The organism is Pedobacter psychrophilus (genome assembly GCF_001652725.1).
In the GTDB taxonomy this organism is placed as follows: domain Bacteria; phylum Bacteroidota; class Bacteroidia; order Sphingobacteriales; family Sphingobacteriaceae; genus Pseudopedobacter; species Pseudopedobacter psychrophilus.
Genome location: NZ_LWHJ01000031.1, coordinates 96,748 through 118,875, shown reverse-complemented (window position 1 = coordinate 118,875; position 22,128 = coordinate 96,748). Strand labels below are relative to the sequence as shown.

The window sequence follows — 22,128 nt, the reverse complement described above, 5'->3', positions numbered from 1 at the left end:
GTTTACTGAATAGAAATTGGATGGTTATTTAGCGACAAATTTGTTTTGGGCGTTTTATCCACCAGCTGGTGGACCGTTAAATCTTTTTTTGCAATATGAAAAAATGCCAGTGCAAAAAAAAAAAACTTGCCCGATCACTGGCGGGGATACCACTTCAATTGTTAATGCAAGCATTTAACAAAGGATCAAGCTCAAATTAAATTTAATTTATTTCAATTTAACTATAGCTATTTGGTGAAATGTTTAGGTAAGCCAATTTACTTGTATTAAAAATAGGGTCAAATTCTATTTTAGAAATTGAAGAATAATCAACATTTAGATTAAAAACCTTTTCTAAAGGAAAGTCTAGGATATAAGATACAATTGATCTAATAATTCCTGAGTGGCAAACCACTACTACATCTTCTAATTCCATTTTTAAAATATGATCAAAGAAGAGGATGCTGCGTTCAAAAACGTCATTAAAATTTTCTCCATTTTTCATTCTGTAATTCACAAAATCCTCCTTCCAATTATCTAAATCCTTTGGGCTAATTTCTTGCCATGATTTCATTTCCCAATCACCAAAATTTATTTCATTTAACCTTTCATCAATGATGAAATTTTCATCACTCAAATAGGAAAGTAATTTAGTGCATCTCCTTAAAGGACTAGAAAAATAGGTTGCATTTTCTAAATTCAAATGTTCTTTTATCCAATCAAAATCAATTGTAAAATTTTCCTCTAGCGGCATTTCAGATTGCCCAAAACATAGCTCATTTGGATTATAAGTTTTTGTATGTCTAATGAGATAAATATTCATATTAAGCTATTATTTTGAATTGTTTTTTTTTATTAATTTCTCTAATCTATTTAAAATAGGGGAGATATCTTTTAGACAAATTAACATCACTATTTTAATGCATTTTTTATCATAATTTATTAAGTAAATAAGCCCCAAAAAAATAATTAAGAAAATTGGAGGATTGCAATTAATTGGACTTGACTTTGCATTTATTTGGCATTTTATATACACCAAATTAAATTTTTAACACATCTATAATTAATTGTAATACAATAGATTATACAAATAATGTAAATTGATTATTTAGTTTTTAGATAATAATTAGTTCAATTTAGATAATCATAGTAAAATATAATTCTGATTTAGCTATTTATAAAATTCAACTACCTATAATATAGTGTTTTAATGATTGTAATTAAAGTTTTAATTATAGCGATTATAAGTTTCGATAAAATCTGTTCTCATTACTTTAAATCTATCAATAACCGAAGAAATAAATACTTCATCTAATATTTCAAACACACCATTTACCCCATTTAAGATATCCATTTCTGCCAATTTAAAAGTCTGTTCTAAATTTCCTTGTTCAAATTTTATGATGAATTTATTGTTCATAGAAAAAATGGTAATCTTACAATCTGGGTGTGGTAATTCTGCAACTATTCTCATTTTAATATTGTTAAATTGATGTTGGTTTTTAAATTTGACTAATGATTATCAATCATCAACCATTAATAAAAATTGGGTCAACTCCATTCAATTTTCCCTCAGTTTTTAAGATTTTAAATCGAGCAAAAAGCTCCTCGCTATACCAATTTTCTTGTCGAGTTAACTTGATTACTTCAGCATGTTCTTGATCTTTATATGCGAACTTTTTGACATCCTCTAAACTATCCCAAACAGAAAAAGTAGCCTGCATAAAAAACGGAGCTTCGCCAATTCCAATAGAGGTTATAAATCCTTTAGAACTGCCCATAATTGCTGCAACTTTTGGAACATTTTTCCAAAAGTTTTTCAATTTAATAGGCCGTATAGTAGCTCTGGTTAAAATGCCAACTCTTCCATCCTGACCTTTTATTTTAGGATTTCCGAATGGTTCTTTTCCACTCCACTTTCCATGAGATTCAGTAGGTTCTAAATAAATAGAATATTTTTCCTCACAGAAGGTATTCCACCATTTTGCAATAAATGATTTGGTTTTAAATTTCTGAAATTCAGTTTCAGAACCCCAAACAGCCATTAATCCCCATTGTTGGTAATCCGGGTTGATATCAAATGTTCCATTTTTACCGCAACCCAATAGCTTCCAAAAGCTACATCCATTGGTGAAAAATAATGGTAGACGGTGAACTGCCATTGCCAAAAATGCAAATGGAATATATTTTTTAGGATAGCGTAAGATGGTTATCGTAACAAGCATAAAAAGCTAATTTCGATAAATTAAGTTTATAGGAGGTTTAAAGTGGATAAATAGATAATTGTGGATAGTTTAAAGATGAATCTCTAAACCATCTTCCGCTATTGGAATTTCAAAATATTCTTGATTTTCTAATGCCTCATCTCCTAAGTGATTTAATAAAATACGTTTAGAATTTAGTTTGCTTATATTCTTTAATAATGTTTCATAATTCAAATGGCCCTTTCCATTAATTTTATACCAATTACATTCACAAATAAATAAATCGGCCTCATCCGCTAAAGAGATCAAGTTCTCGCACCATTCTGTATCTCCGCTAAAAGCGATGATTTTATCATCCATAAATAGTTTTAAACCATGCGGGAGCGATGAAGGAGAATGTAAAACTTCGAATGTTTTTAATTTGAAATCTGTAAAATCTTCTATTTTATCGGTCTGAAATTCTATGAATTGGATTAAATCACTATTTATTTGATGGATTAAATCTGGATATAATAAATCCAATAAAGCTAAAATTTTGCCTTCAACCCCCTTAGGGCCAATAATCGTTAAAACTTTTGTTCTTTCTTTCCTTAAAAAATCTAGAATGATAAATGGAATTCCTCCAAAATGATCGCCATGAAGATGACTTACTAGAATATAATCTAAATCTGCAGGTTCAAAATTGAATTTTTTTAATCCTATTAAGGAAGTTGCACCGCAATCTATCAGCAAATTTATTTTTTCAGTTTTTAGATGAAAACATGTGTTAAATTTACCACCACTTCCAAAAGCATCTCCACTACCAATTATTGTGACTTTCATGAAAATTTTGCTTAATTAAAAATAATAAAATATGATTTTAATAATGCTGTCATAAGTGAATTCATATTTGAATTGTGAAAAAAACGGAATAAACCATTACAATTTTAATCATAATGGATAATAACTAAACTTTTACAATGATAATTTTATAAATATTCAATTAAAAGTTAAATTATGCCTTTAAACTCGGTGAAATGAAAAAAACTTTACTTTTTTACGTTCTAATATCCTCATTTCTTTGCGCTAATTCTCAAAATAAAAGAATGTTAAAGCCAAATGATGTGTATAATTATAAATCTATATCAAATCCGCAAGTTTCTCCAAAAGGTGATTGGGTCTTATATTCAGTTTCCTCTCCAGACTCGGCAGAAAACAAGAAAAAGTCAGATCTTTTTATGGTTAGCTGGGATGGTACACAAACTTTACAGCTCACATATTCTAACGAGGGAGAATCCGATGCTAAATTTAGTCCGGATGGTAAATTCATCTCTTATATTTCTTCAAAAAAAGTTGATAGCATAGAAAATTCTCAACTATGGTTAATGGATAGAAGAGGAGGAGAGGCTCATCAGATCACAAAAGTTAAGCAGAATTTAAAAAGTTATTTATGGTCTCCAGATGCTAGTAAAATATTATTGGTAATGAAGGATGAAGATCCAGCTGAAAAAAAGAAACCTAAAACAAAGGCCCCAATAGTTGCTGATAAATATCATTTTAAACAAGATGTGGAAGGTTATGTAGATAGTTTAAACTCTCATTTTCACATATTAGATATAAAGACTGGTAAAATTAATCAACTTACAAAAGGAGTTTTTACTGAGGATTCTCCAGCTTGGTCTCCTGATGGATTGAAGATAGCCTTTTCTGGTAATAGAACAGCAGATCCAGAAAGGAATAGCAATAGCGATATTTTTGTGGTTGAGATAAGTACAGGAAATATAAAGCAATTAACAACCTGGAAAGGTAGCGATACCAGACCCATATGGAGTAATGATGGTAAATACATAGCATATTCACAATCTACAGGTGATGAAACCTATTTGAATTATGATCAATCTATATTGGCAATAATAAAACCAGATGGCTCTGATCAAAAAATCTTAACTAAAAGTCTCGATAGACCAGTTTCCAATTACAAATGGTCGATAGATGATAAAGAAATTTATTTTTTAGTGGATGATGATCGCCAATCCTATATTTCTAAAATTGACTTAAACTCCGGGAGCATTAATAAGGTTATTGGTGGCGATAGAAGTTTTTCTGATTTAGAGTCTAATGTAAACGGAGATTGGCTAACTTCAATGAGTGACCCATATCACCCCACAAATTTTTACACGCTATCAAATAATAATTTGAAGCAAATCACAAAAATTAATGAGGATTGGTTAAGTAAAATTGATTTGGCAACAGTTACAGGTTTTAAATCTAAAAGTAAAGATGGTACAGCTATTTCAGGATTATATTTTAAGCCTTATGGTGCCACTGTTGAAAAATTACCGTTTATACTTTATATCCATGGAGGTCCAGTTTCTCAGGATGAGTTTTCATTTGATTTTACTAGACAAATGTTAGCAGCCGGTGGTTTTGGCGTTGCAGCGGTAAATTATAGAGGAAGTAATGGGAGAGGGAGAGCATTCTCTAAATCAATTTATGGAGATTGGGGAAATTTAGAGGTAATGGATTTATTAGGAGCGACAGATTATCTTATAAAAAAAGGTTGGGTTGATGAAACTAAAATGGGAATTGGTGGATGGAGTTATGGCGGTATTTTAACGGATTATACTATTGCCAATACTAACCGATTTAAGGCAGCTTGTAGTGGAGCTGGAAGCGCAATGCAGCTTTCTATGTATGGTATTGACCAATATTTACTACAATGGAATGAAGAAATTGGATTGCCTTGGGAGAAGAAAGGATTAGAAAAGTACCTAAAAATATCTTATCCATTTACCCATGCAGATAAAATCACAACACCAACACTATTTATGGTAGGTCAGAATGATTTTAACGTACCATCTGAAGGTAGTGAACAAATGTATGCTGCTTTAAAAACTTTAAATGTCCCAACGCAATTGGTTATCTACCCAAATCAATTTCATGGAATAGGGGTTTTAAGTTATCAGGTTGATAGATTTAAAAGATATTTAGATTGGTATGGAAAGTATTTGAAATAGGATTTTTTAATTAATTGGAAATCTATTAAAAGGCCAATCTTTAGGTTTATCAAAATATAAATAAGATCTTCTATTCGCATCAATTTCAACATTATGTTTTTGATGATAATAATCTTTTTTTAAATTCTGTTTTATGGCACTTATTAAGCTTGGAATTCCAATTTTTAAATAAAACTTGATAAACCCCAATTCTCGATATTGTAAAATATGTCCAAATTCATGTTTTACAAGCCACAAATCTTTTTGGAGGGAAAAGGTTTCAGGAGATAGAAATATACCAAAATTAGGTAATGTGATCCCATGACCATTTTTTATGAATTTGGATTCAAAGATTCTGATGTTTTCAAAAAAGTCTATTGGTTTCAAGAATGGTCTATCTCGACTTAATTAATCAAAAATTATTTATACAGCTGATTTCTTAAATAATGATCAACTATAACTAAAGCAGCCATTGCCTCAACAATAGCTACCGCTCTTGGAACCACACAAGGATCATGACGACCTTTTCCTTTAATCTCTGCGGCTTCACCAGATTTGTTTACAGTATTCTGGTTGCTCATGATAGTGGCAACTGGTTTAAAAGCAATACGCATATTAATATCCATTCCGTTAGAAATCCCACCTTGAACACCGCCAGAGAAATTGGTTTTAGTAGATATTTTTCCGCTTTCGCTTGATTGAAAAGCATCGTTATGTTGTGATCCTCGCATCGTGGAGCCATCAAAACCAGATCCATAATCAAAACCATGAACCGCATTAATACTTAACATGGCTTTGCCTAAATCGGCATGAAGCTTATCAAAAACGGGTTCTCCTAAACCAACAGGGCAATTTTTAATGTAACAAGTAATTTTACCACCAATGGTATCGCCTTCTTTTCTAATACCATCAATTAATTCAATCATTTGCTCCGCAGTTTTTGCATCTGCACATCTAACAATATTATTTTCTCTTAGGGTTACAAATTCCTCCGCAGAAGTAAAATCAATTTCTGGTGAATCTAAATTTCCAACACTACTCACATGTGCTAAAACATCAATTCCTTTTTGTTTTAAAAATAATTTAGCAATTGCACCAGCGGCAACTCTCGCTGCGGTTTCTCTGGCAGATGATCGTCCGCCACCACGATGGTCTCTAATCCCATATTTTACCTGATAGGTATAATCGGCATGAGAGGGGCGAAAAGTATCTTTGTTATGATCATAATCTTTTGATTTTTGATCTTCGTTTGGAATGATGATGGCAATTGGAGTTCCTGTAGTTTTACCTTCAAAAATACCTGACAAAATCTGGAAAGTATCAGATTCTTTGCGTTGTGTGGTTATTTTAGATTGACCAGGTTTTCGTTTATCCAATTCGTTCTGGATAAAATCTAAATCAATTTCTATGTTAGAAGGACAGCCGTCAATAATAACTCCAATGGCTTCGCCATGAGATTCACCAAAAGTGGTTATTTTAAATATTTGCCCGAAGGAATTACCTGCCATTTATTTTTTTGTTAGTTGGTTAGGAATTAGTTTAGTAGGCTTAAAAAATGACTAATTTAGTTTGTTAGTTGTCTTTAAGTAAATACATAAAAATTTTTAATTGTTTTTTTGCGTTAGGGAATGAAACGGCATCCTTTTTTTGCGCTAGCCATTTTGCAATTAGCAAAAAAAGATATAGTGTAAAGCCCGCCCGAACGCCCAAATTATATATATATTAAACTTTTTACTTCAAACTTTTTACTTTACATCAAAACCTATCTTTTTAAAATCTTCCCAAAAATGAGGATATGATTTTTCTACTACTTTTGCTTCTTCAATAGTTACTTTATCAATCATCATTGCCATTGGTGCAAAAGCCATTGCCATTCTGTGATCTTCATATGTGGCAACAGTTATTTGTGACGGAATGTTTACTAATTCACAATCTAATTGATAAACATCTGCTTGAGTTTCTATCAGTTTCGCTCCAATTTTGGCTAATTCCGTTTGTAAAGCAAAAATCCTATTGGTTTCTTTAATCTTTAAAGTTTCCAGGCCAGAAAAACTAAATTCTTTACATAAAAGTGCAGAGCAAACAATAACTGTTTGTGCTAAATCAGGACATTCTTTAAAATCTAAAAGTTGTGGCTTAATTTCATTTCCAACTTTTTCAATAGTAACTCCATTTTCATGATAAATAGTCTCAACTCCAAATAAAGACATGATTTCTGCAATTTCACTATCGCCTTGTAAACTATTCTTTTTGAGATTTGGAAGATGAACTTTCGCATTCTCTGAAAGTGCAACAACGCTGTACCAGTAAGAAGCAGCACTCCAATCTGGCTCAATAGTTAAGGTTGTCGGTTGAAATTGTTGAGGTAAAATGGCGATATTATCTTTCTCCCAGGTATGGTTGATGCCGCATTGTTTCAGCATTGATAAAGTCATTTCCACATAAGGCTTGGAGGTTAATTCGTCCATAATTTCCAAATCTACACCTTGAGGTAAAGAACTAGCTACGAGCAATAAAGCAGTCAAAAATTGAGAGCTAATGTCACCACGAATTAAGATATGAGCTGTTTTTTGATCAAACGCACCATTAATTAAAACAGGTGGGAAACCATCTTCTTCTTGATAAGAAATATCCGCTCCCAAAGTTCGCAAGGCATCAACCAAAGTTCCAATAGGACGTTGTTTCATCCTATCTGAACCTGTAATTTCAATTTTTTCTCCTTTTAAAGAAAAATAAGCAGTCAAAAAACGCATTGCCGTACCAGTTGGCCCAACATTTACAACTTTTGGATGCTCATTTTCATGATTTAAAATCCCATTTAAGGTAACGGTATCAGCTGCTGAAGAAAGGTTTTTAATAATCACTTTCCCTTTGCTTAACGCCGATATGATAAGCGCTCTATTACTTTCACTTTTTGAGCCTGTTAAATTAATGGTTTCTTCAGCAGAAATTTGAGACTTTTTTATAATAACTGATGGATTCATTATCCTAGCTCGGCTTTTGTTGCATTCATGATTGCCGTTTGCTTACGGATAGATTCGCTATGTATCAATTCTAAAACTTTCTCAGTAAAATCTTTTTCAAGTTTTAAAACAGAACCATAAGCTGTTCTTTTTTGCAGGATTTCATCCCATCTAGAAACCTGGAGAATGGTCACATCATTATCTCTTTTATATTCACCTATTTGCTCTACAATTTTCATTCTTTCTCCTAATTTTTGAAAAATTTGATCATCAATTTGGTCAATTTTTTCTCTCATCACAGCTAATTTATCTACAAAATCAGGATTTTTAGATTCTGCTTTTCTTAAAACAAAACCATCAATCATTTCACTTAATGCAGCTGGAGTAACTTGCTGAGCAGCATCTGTCCAAGCAACTGAAGGATCAATATGAGCTTCAATCATTAAACCTTGCATATCTAAATCTAGAGCTTTTTGTGCAATGAAAGGAATCAATTCTCTAGATCCGCAAATGTGAGAAGGATCGTTCAAAATTGGCAATTGTGGTAACAATGTTTTTAAACTGATTGCCAAATCCCACATGGGTTGATTACGAAAAGCAGTTTTCTCGAATGAAGAAAAACCTCTATGAATTGCCGCCAATTTTGTGATTCCAGCTCGGTTGATACGCTCTAAAGCGCCAATCCATAAAGAAAGATCAGGATTTATTGGATTTTTAACCATTACTGGTACATCATGACCTTCTAATGCATCTGCAATTTCTTGTACTGTAAAAGGATTTACAGTTGATCTTGCACCAATCCAAAGGATATCTACACCAGCAGCCAAAGCTTCTTTAACATGTTTTGCATTTGCAACTTCTACTGCAATTGGTAAACCAGTCTCTGCTTTAGCTTTATTAAGCCATTCTAAACCAATGCTTCCAATCCCTTCAAATTCTCCGGGACGAGTTCTTGGTTTCCAAATACCTGCTCTTAAAACGCTAACTTTTCCAGTAGCTTTTAATAAACGAGCGGTTGCTAATAATTGTTCTTCTGTTTCGGCACTGCATGGGCCAGAGATTACCAACGGCTGATGAGTTACGTTCATCCAGCTGCTTAATGGTTGTATGTTTAGGTTAAGTTTCATGCTTTTTTTTATAATAATTTTGAATGATAGAATTTTGAATGGTTGAATCCGATCTACCTTTATTTTTGTCTATTATCTTTGTTCTTTAATCTTTGTTCTAATTAAACCGAATCGTTCTTTACATATTCCCCCATAATGCTAAAGTTTACGGTATGTTTTAAAATTCTACGTATTGCATCATCATAACTGTCTGAATTATTCCATTCTACATCTACATAGAAATTATACTCATTACGTTTTCCTAAAACTGGCATAGATTGTATTTTGCTCATATTGATATCGTTTTCGGCTAATATGTTTAACACATTTGCTAAAGAACCTACATCATTACTTACCTGAAAGCATAAGGAAGCTTTGTTTGCATTTTTGATTTCACTTTGTTTATCAGTCAAAATCAAGAAACGAGTATAATTTTTTTTGTTAGATTCTATTCTACGTTCTAAAATATTTAATCCATAAAGTTTAGCAGCAAGAGTGTTTGCAATTGCAACTGTATCAGTTAATTGTTCTTCTTTAATTTTTTTAGCACAAGCCGCAGTATCACTACTTTCAATTATTTTTAAATTAGGAAAATCATCCAAAAAATCTCCGCATTGACGGATGGCGATAGGATGGGAGGTTACCGTTTTAATATCTTCAAATACTACTCCTGGCAAAGCCATTAAATGCAGTTGGATATGTAAGTAAACTTCGCCAATTACCGGAAAGTTATATTCTCTTAATAATGAGTAGTTTGGCAATAAACTTCCGGCTATGCTATTTTCAATAGCCATCACTACACAATCAGCTTCTCCATTTGCCAATTTTTGAAAAGTTTGTTTAAAAGAAGTACATTCTATCGTCTCAATATCTTCTCCAAAGAATTTGAAAGCAGCTTCTTCATGAAATGAAGCTTTGATTCCTTGAATTGCAACTCTTTTTATTGTGCTCATTTTTTGGTTAAAAAAAAACCCGGCTGTTTGGCCGGGTTTTATGTTTTATATTTTATAACATATTATGCCCGGCTTTTATCTCTAAAATAAAAGTAAGCATAGTAATATGTAGCGATTTTTGTCATTTTTTTATTTGATGTGTCAAATCTACACAATAATCTGAAATCACAAAATAAGAATTAAATTTTTTTTAAAATAATTTCACAGAATTTAATATGGTCAATTTTTTAATTTAAACTTTCATCTTACATCAGAAAAAAGAGATAATTAGATAGACTGATAATACTTTAAACTATCTAAAATAAGGCTTTCTTCAATAAATGAATCAATGCTACAATTTCCTATTTTTGTGGGTAAAGAGAAACTTATTTTACCATTAGAATTCTTTTTGTCTTGCTTCATTATATCTAGTAGCGCATTTTCGATACCTGGTCTGATTTTATATCTACCAAAAAATTTAATAAATGTATTGGTAATTTTCTCAAGTTCTTCTTCAGAAAGTTCGTTTGTTTCTTTAGCTAAATATGCCTCGCAGATCATTCCAATAGCAATAGCTTCACCATGTAAAAGTGAATTTTTCTCATTAACTAAAGACCAGGATTCTATAGCATGACCAATGGTATGCCCGTAATTTAAAGTTTTACGGATATTTTTTTCAAAAGGGTCGGCTAAGACAACTTTGTTTTTTATGCTTACTGATTTATGAATATGTTTTACAGTAATTTCTTTAGCATCATTTAATAAAGTCAATTCATCAAAGAAATCAACGTCGGCAATAATCCCATGCTTTAATACTTCCGCTAAACCAGAGGTTAATTCTCTTTCTGGTAAGGTCTTTAAAAAATCAGTACAAATGATAACAGCTTGTGGTTGAGAAAAAGTGCCAATGATATTTTTTACATTATCCATATCAATTCCTGTTTTACCACCCACAGAAGCATCAACTTGTGAAAGTAGGGTTGTAGGAATTTGTAAAAAGTCTATACCACGTTTATAAGTTGCTGCAGCAAAACTTCCCATATCCGTAACCACACCTCCGCCTAAATTGATTAACAATGCATTTCTATCCGCTTCAAAATCTAACAGTGTTCGCCAAATGCCAATACAAAAATCTATTGTTTTATTTTCCTCGCCATTAGGCACTTCAATAATGTCAAATTCGGTTAATTGTGGTAACTTTTCCTGAAGTACAGGTAAGCAATGTTCACTTGTCTGTTCATCAACTAAAATAAAGATTTTGGAATATTTTTTTTGAGCCAGTATATTATTTAAAATATTTAAACTATCATCAAAAAACACTTGATAGTTATCATTTTTTATGGGATTCATATAATTTTTATGGTTTGTCCGTTAAATTCAATAACATCACCTTTTTTAACTTTTAGGCGTTTTCTATAATCTATTACTCCATTATAACTTACTAATCCATCGGTTACAACCATTTGAGCCTCACCACCTGAACTTACTAAATCTGTAATCTTTAGTAATTGAATAAGTGGAATAAATTCTCCTTTTAAGGTAAATTCTAACATATCTGCAAACTTACAAAAATAGCCATTGTTGTATGAAGATAATATTCAATGATTTTATAATTTTGCTTTTTATATTCTTCTTATAATGATTACAAATCCAATTGAACCTAAGACTTTATCATTTGATGATACTGCTATTGCCTTTAAACATCAAACTAATAAAGAGTTGAAAGAATCTTTTTGGTTATTTAAAGCCATTAGTAATAATGTACTGGTAAATATTGGGCCGTTTATGACCAAATTTGCAATGGCTATTAAATTGCCAATTACAAAAATTATCAAAAAAACAATTTTTAAACAATTTTGTGGAGGCGAAACTATAGCAGATTGTACCTCAACTATCAATAAGCTAGCAAAAGAAGGTGTAGGAACTATTTTGGATTATTCTATTGAAGGCGAAGAGGAAGAAAGTGTTTTTGAACACACAGCAATGGAAATTATTGATACCATAAAGAAAGCTGTCGAAATGCCACAAGCAATTCCTTTTTGTGTTTTTAAAGTTACTGGGATTGCCAGGTTTGAATTAATTCGGAAAATAAATAATAAAGAGGAGTTAAATAAGTTAGAAAATTTTGAGTGGCAAAAAGCATTATCAAGACTGGAAAACATCGCTAAAACCGCTTTTGAGTTACAAAAACCTTTAATGATTGATGCAGAAGAAAGTTGGATACAAGATGCCATTGATAATTTGGCATTAGGATTAATGCGCCAGTACAATAAAGAAAAAGCAATAATCTTTAATACTTACCAATTATATAGGCATGATAAATTAGCATCCTTAATTACAGATTTAACTTTAGGACAAGCAGAAGGATTTATTTTAGGAGCAAAATTAGTGAGAGGAGCATATATGGAAAAAGAGCGAAAAAGAGCTTTAGAAATGGATTATAATTCGCCAATACAAGCAGATAAAGCTAGTACAGATAGAGATTATAATCTTGCCACTTCATTCTGTTTAGATAATTTGAAAGATGTAAACTTTGTAGCGGGTACGCACAATCAATACAGCTGTGAAACTTTAATAGAGAAAATGGAATTTAAATCTATTGAAAACAATCATTCAAATATTTATTTTTCACAGCTACTGGGAATGAGCGATAATTTGAGCTTTAATCTATCGAATGCAAATTATAATGTAGCAAAATATGTTCCTTATGGACCAGTAAAAGCGGTACTACCTTATTTATTTAGAAGGGCAGAAGAAAATACAGCTATAGCTGGACAAATGGGAAGAGAATTAAAATTAATCTCTTCTGAGATAAAGCGTAGAAAAATTTAGTTCGTGATTATTAAGCAGCTATTTCTGCTTGAGGATTAAATCCTTTATTATCGTATGCTTTTAAATCTTTCTTTAATAATTTTCTTGCCACGTGAATTCTTGTTTTTACAGTACCTATAGGAATTTCTAAATGGTCAGCAATTTCATGATATTTATAACCTTCAAAATACATTGTGAATGGTATATAATATTCTTTCTGTAAAGAATTTAAAGCTTTTTTAATATCATCCATGATAAATTTTTGTTCACCACCATTGTTCATTGCGCTATATGACAATTGAGATGAAGATATTTCGTCAGTTTTGGTAACCATAGAACTGATTTTAACAAATCGTCTATAATTATTTATAAAGGTGTTTTTCATGATGGTATACAACCATCCTTTTAAATTTGTACCCTCTTTAAACTTATTATAATAGGTGATTGCTTTTAGCAAAGTGTCTTGAACTAAGTCGTTAGCATCATCAGAATCATGGGTAAAATGAAGTGCATAAACCTTTAATGATGAAGCTTGGCGCATTACTAAAGTATTGAATTCTATTTTAGTCATTTTGTTTAACTTTTTTGGTTGATTACTTAAACAAAACTAAGAATAAGGAATGGATTCTACAAATTTTGTTTAGCCTTTTTTGTTGTATAGTTAAACAAAATGTTTAAACTTCTAATTATTACCCAAAAAACGGTCCACAATCAGTCATTTTTTGTTTGTAACAATTAAGTTAGGATATGATAAAAATAGATAATGATAAATTTTATAGAAGAAATGAGCTCTATAGTATGGAGACTCTAATTTAATACAGAAATGTTAATTTATATGATGTTAACTTCTCTTTCTAAAGAGACATCAAATTTTGTTTTGACTGAGTCGATGATAGCTTGGGATAAGTTATAAATTTCAACTCCTGTAGCATAACCATGATTTACTAAAACCAAAGCTTGGTTTTTCCATGTTCCTGTGTTTCCTACAATCTTTCCTTTCCATCCGCATTGCTCAATTAACCAACCTGCAGCTAGCTTAATGCCATTATCAATTATATAATGAGGGATATCTGGGAATTTTTTATGAAGCAAATCGAACTCATTTTTTTCTAGAACAGGATTTTTAAAGAATGAACCAGCATTACCTATTGTGGAAGGATCGGGGAGTTTAGAAACCCTTATAGCTGATACTACTTTAGAAATGTCTTTTATATTGGGTTGAATAATCTCTCTATTTTTGAGTTCCTCTTCAATTGCGCCATAAGAAACGTTTAGGTTTGGCTGGGTAGAAAGTTTAAATTTTACTGATGTGATAATATATTTACCCTTTAAATTTTGTTTAAATATGCTTTCGCGATAAGCAAATTGGCAATCAGTTTTATTAAAACTTTTGAAATTTCCAGTTGAAATCTCGAAAGCTTCGCAGCTCTCAAAAACGTCCTTTAATTCTATACCATAAGCACCTATATTTTGAACCGGAGAGGCACCAACAGAGCCTGGAATTAAACTCAAATTTTCCATTCCGGCAAAACCCCAATCCACGCAATAATTTACCAAATCATTCCAACCTTCCCCTGCGCCACTTTCTACAATCACTTCTTCATGATTTATTCGATGCTCAATTCCCCTTATATTCATTTTGATGACCAAGCCATCAAAATTTTGGGTGAATAGCATATTACTACCACCACCTAAAATTAATCTTTGAGTTTCATCATGCCATTTTGGATCTTTAAATAGCTCAACTAATTGTTCTTTATGGTTGATTTCTACAAAGTATTTTGCATAAGCATCAATCCCAAAAGTGTTAAAGTTTTTTAAAGATATATTTTGATGGATTTGAAGCATGAGTTTTATAATGATGGAATGATTGAGGGTTTGAATGATAGAATAATATGGTAATAAATTTATCAAATATTTAAAATTACTTAAAATATTTCTTACTAGCCACAAGCAAGCCAAACTCTTCAGAATCCTCTTTTTCAATTGATTTATGATGGATTTTATGAGCTCTTCTAATCCCTTTTAAATATTTATTTTCTGATTTAAAGGCCTTAAATCTATTATGGATAAACCAATCATGAAAAATAAAATATATGACACCGTAGATTGAAATGCCAGCACCAATCCAAAATTTATAATTTAAATTTTCATGTCCAATCCAAATTAACCATAAAGCAAGTATTCCAAACCCAAAACTAAAAACATCATTTAATTCAAAAAAACCATGTCTTTGTTGATGATGTGTTTTATGTATGAACCATAAAGGACCATGAAATAAATATTTATGCATAGCCCAAGACAAAGTTTCCATCACAATAATGGTTGCTAAAATGATGGCTATGTTGATTAAGATTATCAATGAAGTTTTAATAAAAGAGTTATGAATGATAGAATTTTGAATGATTGAATAAATCTTATTATTTAAAGATATTCAATCATTCTTTCCTTCAAATATTCATAATTATTTTAAATATGTATTGCCCTATTATCTGTTGCGGCTAAAGCAGCTTCTTTGAAAGCTTCAGTAAAAGTTGGGTGAGCATGGCTAATTCTTCCAATATCCTCAGCACTTGCTCTAAATTCCATAGCTACAACTGCCTCTGCTATCATATCGGCAGTACGTGGACCAATCATATGTACTCCTAAGATTTCGTCTGTAGTAGAATCTGCTAAAACCTTTACCAAACCATCCGTATCCATACTTGCTCTTGCTCTTCCACTTGCTTTAAATGGGAAAGTACCCGTTTTATATTTTGTTCCTTTTTCTTTTAACTGCTCTTCGGTATAACCAACAGACGCAACCTCAGGCCAGGTGTAAACAACTCCAGGAATTAAGTTATAATTAATGTGCGGTTTTTGACCCGCAATCGTTTCAGCAACAAAGGTTCCTTCTTCTTCTGCTTTATGTGCTAACATAGCACCTTTAATCACATCGCCTATGGCATAAATACCTTTTACAGAAGTTTCTAGATGTTCATTAACTGGAATTTTTTTGCCTCGTTCTTCAACAGTAATACCAATGTTTTCTAAACCTAAACCTTCACTGTAAGCAGTTCTTCCTACTGCAACCAAGCAATAATCACCTTCTAAAACTACTTTTTCCCCTTTTTGAGAATTGGCTGTGACAGTAACTTTTTTACCTTTTACAGTTGCGCCAGTCACTTTATGGCTCAACAAAAATTTCATACCTAATTTGGTCAAAGATTTTTGTAGCTCCTTACCTAAAGTTTTATCTATTGTTGGGATAATGGCATCCATAAATTCAACAACTGTAACTTCTGAACCTAAACGGGCATAAACAGAACCTAACTCTAAACCAATTACACCACCACCAATCAAAATCATATGTTTTGGTACTTCAGTTAAATTTAAAGCTTCGGTTGACGTAATAATTCTTTTACCATCAGGCTTTAAGAAAGGCAATTCTGTTGGCTTACTTCCAGTTGCAATAATTATATTTTTACCTGTAATTTCTTGCTCACCACCTTTAGTTAGAGTTATTTTGATCGTGTTTTTATCTTTAAAAGAACCTAAGCCCTCAAAAGTATCCACCTTGTTTTTTTTCATTAAGAAAGTAATTCCACCAGTAGTTTGTTCTACTACTTCATTCTTTCTTTTGATCATTTGTGGCAAATTTACTTTTACCTCTTTTACATCAATTCCATGCTCTGCAAAAGTATGAGTAGCATTATGATAATGTTCAGAAGAGTCTAAAAGTGCTTTTGAAGGAATACATCCCACATTTAAACAGGTACCACCAAACGTAGAATATTTTTCAATCATTGCGGTTTTTAAACCTAATTGTGCGCATCTAATTGCTGCCACATAACCACCAGGTCCAGAACCTATCACGATAACATCGTATTGCATCTTTTTAATTTTTTGTTTGCGCTAAATTAAGGAAAAATTTATGCGATAGAAGTTAGATGTTAATTTAATTACAGTTTTATGTATTCGAAAATTTCAACTTTAAATAGGTAAACTTTTTTAGGTTAAATCTGATGATATATTTACCAGTTCCTAAACAACTCAGTTAGAGTTTGAAAAAAGAGTAAGACCATAAAAAAGCCTGACAACTTTATTTTAAGTATAAGTTATCAGGCTTTTCTAAAATTATTAATTACTAAACTCAAGTTTTTTTAGAATATTTTCTAATGATTTTAGATGAAGTTCAGTTCCACCAATTTGTTTCCAATTGTGATTATTTTCCTTTTTTAAAATAACGATTCCAATTTTTGGGATTGTTAGCTTGTAGATTTCATTAACCATTATAGGTTCTACAAGGACTTGTTTTTCTGAAGTCTCGTTCAATAAATTTACTTCAATGCAAAATGCTCCGTCTGTCATGTGATATTTTTTTAACGAGGTATGCAATTCATTTGCCGTATATCGCTAATATTTAATTGGAACATTTATATAGTTAAATGGGACACTATCTTGCAAAAGTAAGGTTAGCGTTCTTTTAAAAATGAAATATTTCTTTTTAAACCTTCAAGTTTAGTTCGTTTTACAGCTGAATTTCTGAAAACCTCAGAGAAAACATCAGAAGTAATTTCTTCCCAATCTTTCTTATTTAATTTAAGTAAATCAGGATGTGGTTTAAATTCTTCATGTTGATGAGGAACCGAAAATCTATTCCAAGGGCAAACGTCTTGGCAAATATCGCAACCAAAAGCCCAGTTATCCATCTTCCCCTTAAATTCTTCAGGAATTTGATCTTTCAACTCGATAGTTAAATAAGAAATACATTTACTTCCATCAACTACATAAGGATCAATAATTGCATCCGTTGGGCAGGCATCTATACATTTTGTACAAGTTCCACAAAAATCATCTTCAAATGGATTATCATAATTTAAATCTAAATCTGTAATCAATTCGGCAATAAAAAAGAAAGAACCATTATCTCTTGAAATCAGGTTTGTATTTTTCCCTATCCAACCTAATCCTGCCTTCTTTGCCCAAGCTTTATCCATAACAGGAGCGGAGTCTACAAATGCTCTTCCCTTAACTTCACCAATGTTTTCCTCAATAAAATGCATTAGAGATTTTAGCTTGTCTTTGATAACAAAATGATAATCTTTCCCGTAGGCATATTTAGAAATTTTTGGAGCATTTACATCAGTTTGTCCTTCTTCTGTATAGTAATTTAATGAAAGTAAAATAACCGATTTGGCATCATCAACTAATAATCTTGGATCTAATCTTTTATCAAAATGATTATTCATATAATCCATTTTGCCGTTATAATTATTATTAAGCCAATTCTCTAATCTTGGTGCTTCTTCTTCTAAAAATCCTGCTTTTGAGATACCACAAAAAGAAAAACCCAAGCGTTTAGCTTCGGCTTTAATAATTTCTGTGTATAAGTTTTTAGAATTTAGCAAAATTGAATTTAAATATCTTTAAACAATTTCTGAATATGATCTGGATAAGTCATTAAATAAGTATTAATGCCCATATCAGTCGCCGTCTTTAAATGTTGCGGACTATCATCTATAAACAAAGTTTCTTCTTTTTTTAAGTTGTTCTCCTGTAAAACCTGCTCAAAAATTTCTTTATTAGGTTTGCGTTTCCCCACTAAATGTGAGTAATAAATCTTTTCAAAAAAACCATCGTTTCCATCTAATCCAAACTCGGTTTTAAGATAATTATTTATATACTTTAAATGGATTTCATTGATGTTGCTTAATAAAAAAATACGGTATTTATCTTTTAGCTTTAATAGTAATTCGTGATTTCCTTTAGGAACTCCAATTAAGAGAGAGTTCCAGGTATCGTCAATCTGTTTATCCGTAAGCTCATTTTTACCGCTTATTTTTCTAATCCCAGCCCTAAATTCTTCTGAACTTATAGATCCTGTTTCAAAATCGTCAAATAAAGAATTGTGACCTTTATGTGAAAAGAAAGTTTCTACATTATTGATTCCTAAATCCTCAAATGCTTTTTTTGTTTTTTTAAAATCTATAGTAAAAATTACATTACCATAATCAAAAATGATGTTCTTAATGTTTTTATCAATCTTCTCCATTAAATTTTAGACATAAAAAAAGCCATCTTCATCAGATGGCTTTATAAAAAGTTTTAACAATTAGTTCGCAGCTGCAACAACCTCACCTTTAATGTATAACATTTTTAAAGGAGTTTTAGAGTTTGAAGTAATTTTAACAAATTTGTTAAAAGGAGCCGCAACTGCAGCATTGTAAGTTAAGGTAATTGAACCTGATGCTCCCTTAAGAACTGGAGTGCCCTGTTTTGGCTCTACACTAGGAACTGTACAACCACAAGTAGACTCTACAGCAGTTATAATTAATGGTTCATCACCAACGTTTGTATACTTAAAAACAAATGAAACTGGCTTTCCTTGAGGAACATTACCAAAATCATGAGTTTCTTCATTAAATTTAAATTCAGCTTTATTATCGCTCATTGCAGAAAAGGCAATAAAACCAATCACTACTGAACATATTAACAAAATCTTTTTCATATTATTAAAATTTATTTATCAAATATAGGTAATTCAACAACTGTTCCAAAACAATTTGAAAACAATAACGCTTATTTTAAAGCTATCTTATATTTTACTAAATTTGAATTTTGAGCACCAATTTAACATGATAGAGACCAAAGATATTTCAAGCGATTTAAATCAAGCCCAAAATTTAACCTTTGAGGATTTTAAGAAAACTGTAATTAATGATTACGAGATTGCTTACAAAAGTCGCCAAGCTAGTATTTTAGGTAGGAGAGAAGTATTAACCGGAAAAGCCAAATTTGGGATTTTTGGTGACGGTAAAGAAGTTGCCCAATTAGCCATGGCTAAGGTTTTTAAAAATGGCGATTGGAGATCAGGATATTATCGTGATCAAACTTTTATGTTTGCCACTGGCATGACAACAATAAAGGAATTGTTTGCTCAACTGTATTCTAATTCAGATTTAGAAAACGAACCAGCATCTGCCGGAAGGCAAATGAACGCACATTTTGCAACTCGTTTTATAAATGAAGATGGAACCTGGCAAAACCAAGTTAAGATGAAAAATAGCTCTTCTGATATTTCTCCAACTTCAGGACAAATGGGAAGATTGCTTGGTTTGGCTTACGCTTCAAAATTATATCGTCAAAATACCGATTTAAAAGAGTTTGATAATTTTTCTATCAATGGAAACGAAGTTGCTTTTGGTACTATTGGGAATGCCTCTACCTCAGAAGGTTTGTTTTTTGAAACAATAAATGCTGCTGGTGTTTTGCAGGTTCCTATGGCTATATCTGTTTGGGATGATAATTATGGCATTTCTGTCTCATCAAAATACCAGACTACTAAAGAAGATATTTCAGAAATATTAAAAGGTTTCCAAAGAGAAGAAGGTAAACCTGGTTACGAAATTTTTAAAGTTAAGGGATGGGATTATCCGGCACTATGCGAAACTTATGAAAAGGCAATAAAAATTTGCAGAGATGAGCATGTACCTGTTTTAATCCATGTTACAGAAATAACCCAGCCTTTAGGCCATTCAACATCCGGTTCTCATGAAAGATACAAATCTAAAGATAGATTAGAATGGGAAAAAGAAAATGATTGTCTCTTAAAAATGAAAGAATGGATGCTTTCATCTGCTATTATTACCGAGACACAAATCTCTGAATTAGAAAACGAAGCTAAAATTTCAGTTAAAGCAATATTAAAAGAAGCCTGGACTGATATGATGGCCAAAATTAAAATTGAAAAGCAAGAAGCTTTAACACTTTTAGATGCTTTAAGCGATAAAGTAGAAGAGGTTAAAAATGTTTCAGTAATATTAAAATCAGAGATTGATCCACTAAGAAAGGAGATCATATCATCTGTTAGAAAGGCTTTAAGGCTAAGTGCTATAAATCAATCTGATGAAAAAGTGCAATTGCTTGATTGGTACAAAGGCCAGCAGAAATTAAATAGCAATCGTTTTAATTCAAAGTTATTTACCGGGAGTTCAAAATCTCCAATTTTGATAAATTCTATTCCTGTTAATTATCATCAGGATTCTAAAATGGTAGATGGCAGAGAGGTTTTAAATGCTTGTTTCGATGCTAATTTTGAGAAAAACCCTTTACTGATTGCATTTGGAGAGGATTTAGGAAGTATTGGTGATGTAAATCAAGGATTTGCTGGTTTACAAGCAAAATATGGAGAACTACGAATAACCGATACCGGTATTAGAGAAATGACCATTATTGGACAGGGAATTGGTTTAGCAATGCGTGGTTTTAGACCGATTGCCGAAATTCAATATTTAGATTATGTGTTATTTGCTCTAAATATTTTGAGTGATGATTTGGCCAGTTTAAGTTATCGTACAAAAGCAGGGCAAGCTGCTCCAATGATTGTAAGAACCCGTGGACATCGTTTAGAAGGTATTTGGCATGCGGGTTCTCCAATTGGATTGTTAATAAACGCTCTAAAAGGAATTCATCTTTGTGTGCCAAGAAATATGACACAGGCTGCTGGTATGTACAACACTTTACTAAAAGGTGATGAGCCAGCTTTTGTAATAGAATGTTTAAATGGTTATCGTTTAAAAGAAAAGATGCCAGATAATCCCGGGGAGTTTTGTATAGCATTGGGAGAAGTTGAGTTTTTAAAAGAAGGAAAAGATATTACATTGATTTCTTATGGTTCTACATTAAAGTTAGTTTGTGAAGCCGCTGAAGAACTGATGAATTATGGTATTGATGCAGAAGTGATCGATGTACAAACGCTTATGCCATTTGATAATGAGATGAACTGCGCTAAGTCTTTAAAGAAAACCAATAAGTTATTAATTATTGATGAGGATGTACCTGGAGGTGCCTCTGCATTTATTTTAAGGGATATTTTAGAGCGTCAAAACGGTTATTTTTCTTTAGATGTTAAGCCACAAACTTTAACAGCTGCAGAGCATAGACCACCTTATGGATCTGATGGAGATTATTTTAGTAAGCCAAGTATAGATGATATAATCGAAAAAGTTTATGGAATGATGCAAAGTTCAAATCCAGAAAAGTTTTCTGATATTTTTTGATTATGAAGCACTTAGCTATAGCTAAGTGAAAATTAAGAAGTAATAATATTTTACAGGCTCATTTTAAGGCAATTTATTTTGTAATTTTTAAAAAAAAGCCCTATCATTGCAGCCGCA

General features: G+C 31.6%; 21 protein-coding genes. 3 read left to right on the top strand and 18 right to left on the bottom strand.

What is annotated here, in order from left to right; translation table 11 throughout:
- Positions 1 to 217: 217 nt before the first annotated feature.
- The 4 genes from cobC to A5893_RS15790 form a co-directional block, all read right to left on the bottom strand.
- On the bottom strand, positions 218 to 802 hold the full coding sequence (gene cobC, locus A5893_RS15805) for an alpha-ribazole phosphatase family protein (protein ID WP_068823558.1): 585 nt from the start codon (positions 800 to 802) through the stop codon (positions 218 to 220).
- 405 nt (positions 803 to 1,207) lie between these two features.
- Complete coding sequence (locus A5893_RS15800) at positions 1,208 to 1,453, bottom strand: hypothetical protein (protein WP_068823557.1); 246 nt, start codon at positions 1,451 to 1,453, stop codon at positions 1,208 to 1,210.
- 55 nt (positions 1,454 to 1,508) lie between these two features.
- Positions 1,509 to 2,204, bottom strand: coding sequence for a DUF3291 domain-containing protein (locus A5893_RS15795; RefSeq protein WP_068823556.1), 696 nt, complete (start codon positions 2,202 to 2,204; stop codon positions 1,509 to 1,511).
- Between the two features lie 69 nt (positions 2,205 to 2,273).
- Complete coding sequence (locus tag A5893_RS15790) at positions 2,274 to 3,005, bottom strand: MBL fold metallo-hydrolase (RefSeq protein ID WP_068823555.1); 732 nt, start codon at positions 3,003 to 3,005, stop codon at positions 2,274 to 2,276.
- A gap of 194 nt (positions 3,006 to 3,199) precedes the next feature.
- Here A5893_RS15790 and A5893_RS15785 point away from each other — a divergent pair, with 194 nt between their 5' ends.
- Positions 3,200 to 5,179: a S9 family peptidase gene (locus A5893_RS15785; protein ID WP_068823554.1), complete on the top strand. Its 1,980-nt coding sequence runs from the start codon at positions 3,200 to 3,202 to the stop codon at positions 5,177 to 5,179.
- A gap of 398 nt (positions 5,180 to 5,577) precedes the next feature.
- Here the strand turns inward: A5893_RS15785 and aroC are convergent, their stop codons facing one another.
- The 6 genes from aroC to A5893_RS15750 form a co-directional block, all read right to left on the bottom strand.
- The gene (aroC, locus tag A5893_RS15775) at positions 5,578 to 6,666 is read right to left on the bottom strand and encodes a chorismate synthase (protein ID WP_068823552.1); all 1,089 of its coding nucleotides are present in this window, start codon (positions 6,664 to 6,666) and stop codon (positions 5,578 to 5,580) included.
- 237 nt (positions 6,667 to 6,903) lie between these two features.
- A complete protein-coding gene (locus tag A5893_RS15770) occupies positions 6,904 to 8,142 on the bottom strand; it encodes a 3-phosphoshikimate 1-carboxyvinyltransferase (RefSeq protein ID WP_068823551.1) in 1,239 nt (412 codons plus the stop codon).
- Entirely contained in the window at positions 8,142 to 9,248 is a 1,107-nt protein-coding gene (locus A5893_RS15765) for a chorismate mutase (RefSeq protein ID WP_068823550.1), read from the bottom strand. Before A5893_RS15765 ends, A5893_RS15770 begins: the two co-directional genes overlap by 1 nt.
- A 101-nt stretch (positions 9,249 to 9,349) precedes the next feature.
- A complete protein-coding gene (locus A5893_RS15760; RefSeq protein WP_068823549.1) occupies positions 9,350 to 10,180 on the bottom strand; it encodes a prephenate dehydratase in 831 nt (276 codons plus the stop codon).
- 267 nt (positions 10,181 to 10,447) lie between these two features.
- On the bottom strand, positions 10,448 to 11,509 hold the full coding sequence (gene aroB / locus A5893_RS15755) for a 3-dehydroquinate synthase (RefSeq protein WP_068823548.1): 1,062 nt from the start codon (positions 11,507 to 11,509) through the stop codon (positions 10,448 to 10,450).
- Positions 11,506 to 11,712, bottom strand: coding sequence for an RNA-binding S4 domain-containing protein (locus A5893_RS15750; RefSeq protein WP_068823547.1), 207 nt, complete (start codon positions 11,710 to 11,712; stop codon positions 11,506 to 11,508). Before A5893_RS15750 ends, aroB begins: the two co-directional genes overlap by 4 nt.
- Positions 11,713 to 11,797: 85 nt before the next feature.
- On the opposite strand from A5893_RS15750, the gene A5893_RS15745 reads away from it, so the two are divergent.
- On the top strand, positions 11,798 to 12,991 hold the full coding sequence (locus A5893_RS15745; RefSeq protein WP_094336737.1) for a proline dehydrogenase family protein: 1,194 nt from the start codon (positions 11,798 to 11,800) through the stop codon (positions 12,989 to 12,991).
- Positions 12,992 to 13,001: 10 nt separating this feature from the next.
- Here A5893_RS15745 and A5893_RS15740 read toward each other — a convergent pair whose 3' ends face one another.
- The 8 genes from A5893_RS15740 to A5893_RS15705 form a co-directional block, all read right to left on the bottom strand.
- Positions 13,002 to 13,541 (bottom strand): sigma-70 family RNA polymerase sigma factor, encoded by a 540-nt coding sequence (locus tag A5893_RS15740; RefSeq protein ID WP_068823546.1) that lies wholly within the window; start codon positions 13,539 to 13,541, stop codon positions 13,002 to 13,004.
- Positions 13,542 to 13,801: 260 nt separating this feature from the next.
- Complete coding sequence (murB, locus tag A5893_RS15735; protein WP_068823725.1) at positions 13,802 to 14,818, bottom strand: UDP-N-acetylmuramate dehydrogenase; 1,017 nt, start codon at positions 14,816 to 14,818, stop codon at positions 13,802 to 13,804.
- Positions 14,819 to 14,894: 76 nt separating this feature from the next.
- Positions 14,895 to 15,332 (bottom strand): sterol desaturase family protein, encoded by a 438-nt coding sequence (locus tag A5893_RS15730; RefSeq protein WP_082911470.1) that lies wholly within the window; start codon positions 15,330 to 15,332, stop codon positions 14,895 to 14,897.
- A gap of 107 nt (positions 15,333 to 15,439) precedes the next feature.
- Positions 15,440 to 16,843: a dihydrolipoyl dehydrogenase gene (gene lpdA / locus A5893_RS15725; protein WP_068823545.1), complete on the bottom strand. Its 1,404-nt coding sequence runs from the start codon at positions 16,841 to 16,843 to the stop codon at positions 15,440 to 15,442.
- Positions 16,844 to 17,089: 246 nt separating this feature from the next.
- Positions 17,090 to 17,320 (bottom strand): hypothetical protein, encoded by a 231-nt coding sequence (locus A5893_RS15720; RefSeq protein ID WP_068823544.1) that lies wholly within the window; start codon positions 17,318 to 17,320, stop codon positions 17,090 to 17,092.
- Positions 17,321 to 17,424: 104 nt separating this feature from the next.
- The gene (gene queG, locus A5893_RS15715; RefSeq protein ID WP_068823543.1) at positions 17,425 to 18,360 is read right to left on the bottom strand and encodes a tRNA epoxyqueuosine(34) reductase QueG; all 936 of its coding nucleotides are present in this window, start codon (positions 18,358 to 18,360) and stop codon (positions 17,425 to 17,427) included.
- A gap of 8 nt (positions 18,361 to 18,368) precedes the next feature.
- Positions 18,369 to 19,004, bottom strand: coding sequence for an HAD family hydrolase (locus tag A5893_RS15710; protein WP_068823542.1), 636 nt, complete (start codon positions 19,002 to 19,004; stop codon positions 18,369 to 18,371).
- A 60-nt stretch (positions 19,005 to 19,064) separates the two neighbouring features.
- Positions 19,065 to 19,460 (bottom strand): DUF1573 domain-containing protein, encoded by a 396-nt coding sequence (locus tag A5893_RS15705; RefSeq protein ID WP_068823541.1) that lies wholly within the window; start codon positions 19,458 to 19,460, stop codon positions 19,065 to 19,067.
- Between the two features lie 127 nt (positions 19,461 to 19,587).
- On the opposite strand from A5893_RS15705, the gene A5893_RS15700 reads away from it, so the two are divergent.
- Positions 19,588 to 22,011: an alpha-ketoacid dehydrogenase subunit alpha/beta gene (locus A5893_RS15700; protein ID WP_068823540.1), complete on the top strand. Its 2,424-nt coding sequence runs from the start codon at positions 19,588 to 19,590 to the stop codon at positions 22,009 to 22,011.
- The last annotated feature ends 117 nt before the right edge of the window (positions 22,012 to 22,128 follow it).

What these genes read in the sequence shown, in the direction of transcription:
- A5893_RS15770 (WP_068823551.1), bottom strand. Translation starts at nt 8,142, where the DNA reads ATGAATCCATCAGTTATTATAAAAAAGTCTCAAATTTCTGCTGAAGAA.
- A5893_RS15710 (WP_068823542.1), bottom strand. Translation starts at nt 19,004, where the DNA reads ATGGAGAAGATTGATAAAAACATTAAGAACATCATTTTTGATTATGGT.
- A5893_RS15800 (WP_068823557.1), bottom strand. Translation starts at nt 1,453, where the DNA reads ATGAGAATAGTTGCAGAATTACCACACCCAGATTGTAAGATTACCATT.
- aroB (WP_068823548.1), bottom strand. Translation starts at nt 11,509, where the DNA reads ATGAATCCCATAAAAAATGATAACTATCAAGTGTTTTTTGATGATAGT.
- murB (WP_068823725.1), bottom strand. Translation starts at nt 14,818, where the DNA reads ATGCTTCAAATCCATCAAAATATATCTTTAAAAAACTTTAACACTTTT.
- A5893_RS15700 (WP_068823540.1), top strand. Translation starts at nt 19,588, where the DNA reads ATGATAGAGACCAAAGATATTTCAAGCGATTTAAATCAAGCCCAAAAT.
- A5893_RS15745 (WP_094336737.1), top strand. Translation starts at nt 11,798, where the DNA reads ATGATTACAAATCCAATTGAACCTAAGACTTTATCATTTGATGATACT.
- A5893_RS15740 (WP_068823546.1), bottom strand. Translation starts at nt 13,541, where the DNA reads ATGACTAAAATAGAATTCAATACTTTAGTAATGCGCCAAGCTTCATCA.
- A5893_RS15765 (WP_068823550.1), bottom strand. Translation starts at nt 9,248, where the DNA reads ATGAAACTTAACCTAAACATACAACCATTAAGCAGCTGGATGAACGTA.
- aroC (WP_068823552.1), bottom strand. Translation starts at nt 6,666, where the DNA reads ATGGCAGGTAATTCCTTCGGGCAAATATTTAAAATAACCACTTTTGGT.
- A5893_RS15760 (WP_068823549.1), bottom strand. Translation starts at nt 10,180, where the DNA reads ATGAGCACAATAAAAAGAGTTGCAATTCAAGGAATCAAAGCTTCATTT.
- A5893_RS15795 (WP_068823556.1), bottom strand. Translation starts at nt 2,204, where the DNA reads ATGCTTGTTACGATAACCATCTTACGCTATCCTAAAAAATATATTCCA.
- A5893_RS15785 (WP_068823554.1), top strand. Translation starts at nt 3,200, where the DNA reads ATGAAAAAAACTTTACTTTTTTACGTTCTAATATCCTCATTTCTTTGC.
- lpdA (WP_068823545.1), bottom strand. Translation starts at nt 16,843, where the DNA reads ATGCAATACGATGTTATCGTGATAGGTTCTGGACCTGGTGGTTATGTG.
- A5893_RS15750 (WP_068823547.1), bottom strand. Translation starts at nt 11,712, where the DNA reads ATGTTAGAATTTACCTTAAAAGGAGAATTTATTCCACTTATTCAATTA.
- A5893_RS15705 (WP_068823541.1), bottom strand. Translation starts at nt 19,460, where the DNA reads ATGAAAAAGATTTTGTTAATATGTTCAGTAGTGATTGGTTTTATTGCC.
- A5893_RS15790 (WP_068823555.1), bottom strand. Translation starts at nt 3,005, where the DNA reads ATGAAAGTCACAATAATTGGTAGTGGAGATGCTTTTGGAAGTGGTGGT.
- cobC (WP_068823558.1), bottom strand. Translation starts at nt 802, where the DNA reads ATGAATATTTATCTCATTAGACATACAAAAACTTATAATCCAAATGAG.
- A5893_RS15720 (WP_068823544.1), bottom strand. Translation starts at nt 17,320, where the DNA reads ATGACAGACGGAGCATTTTGCATTGAAGTAAATTTATTGAACGAGACT.